The organism is Hydrogenivirga sp. 128-5-R1-1 (assembly GCF_000171895.1).
In genome coordinates, this window is the sequence record NZ_ABHJ01000341.1 from 1 (window position 1) to 1482 (window position 1482).

At 26.7% G+C, this 1482-nt stretch carries 2 protein-coding genes; both read left to right on the forward strand.

Translation table 11 applies throughout. From position 1 onward, the window contains the following. Positions 1-127: 127 nt before the first annotated feature. A complete protein-coding gene (locus tag HG1285_RS01790) occupies positions 128-646 on the forward strand; it encodes a hypothetical protein (RefSeq protein ID WP_008289303.1) in 519 nt (172 codons plus the stop codon). Continuing rightward, on the forward strand, positions 616-1482 hold an 867-nt coding region (locus HG1285_RS01785), incomplete at its 3' end, for a DUF4974 domain-containing protein (RefSeq protein ID WP_008289304.1). The genes HG1285_RS01790 and HG1285_RS01785, both read left to right, overlap by 31 nt.

Here is a 1482-nt window from a genome sequence, read left to right on the forward strand (position 1 = left end):
TATTTGATAAGATTTTAAACTCTGTATCTCCTATTACAGATATAATCCATATGGAACAAAAATTAACAACTGAAGGAACTATATTAAAAATAGAAATTTTATTAATACAACCTTTCAAGGAAGGTAAATGAAGGTAAATATTTATATATCTCCTAAAAAACTATTGTACTTAATACTTCCTGTATTGATAGCGTTTATATTTCTTTTTTTATTTGCACAAGATTTAGTAGAAGGTTTAGAAAAAAGATTTTTATTATATAAAAGTATAATTATAGCAAATATAAATTTTGACATACCAAACGTTCAATTTATTGAAAATAAACCTCCAAACAAAAATTTGTGGATAAAAACTATTTTTGATGCATTTATATTAGTTCCATTTAGAAAAAATCTAAATAAAGGCAGTTTACCTCCGCCTATAAGAAAAAAGCTAACTATTCCTAAAGTTGATAGAAAAAAACAACCTCCTCCAATTTATCACATTAGTATGGTTTATATTGGTGCCAATAAAAAATTTGTAGTAATAAATAATAGACTTCTAATGGAAGGAGATTTTGTTTCCGATAAAGAATATATAGTTTTGATAAAAAACGATGGAGTTTTATTAGATGGAGCATGGGGAAGAAGATGGTTAAAAATAAAATAATTATTCTTTTTTTATTAATTGCAACCTTAAGTTTATCTGGATGTTTAAATAAAAACAATATATCTACAAAAATATATAAGAAAAATGTACATTCAAAGGTAGACTCTAAAAACATAAAACCAGAAAAAGTTTTGGTGCGTAATAAGAAACATAGGTACCTACTACCACCTCCACCTTCTCCTTTAGATATTCTTGATAAAATAGAAAGTAAAAAAACTTTTTTAGATACAGAAAGAATTTCTCTTACTCTAAGAAATGCAGCTTTAGGAAATATACTAATAGCCATTGCACAGGATTTGGGATTAAACGTTGTAATAACTGATGATGTTGATAAAGCTAAACCTTTATCTGTTAATTTTGAAAATACTCCTGCTAAAGAAGTTTTAGAAATAATATCTAATCTTGGTAATATTACCTACGAAATTAAAGGGAATGTAATAGTATTTCGCTCAATAATTACAAAAACTTATAAAGTACCTTATATAAAATCTTTAACAAATTATCAGGTTAATCTCGGTGGAGATGTATTAGGTGGAGGTTCATTTGGTGGAACAACAGGTAGTACTATAGGAACAGGAACATCTACTGGTGCGGGAAGTAGCATTGGGGGTTCAAATCTACAAGGAAACTTTACATTAAATTTTTCTTCTAATCAGCAAGATAGTGATTTCTTTTCTATATTAGAAAATAATATAGAAAGATTACTATCTCCTTTAGGTAAAGTTGTTATAGATAAGCAAACAGCTACTGTTATAGTTACTGATAAAGTTTATAACATAAGACAAATAGACCGATATTTACAAATGGTCAAGAAAACTTTATCTAAACAAGTTTTA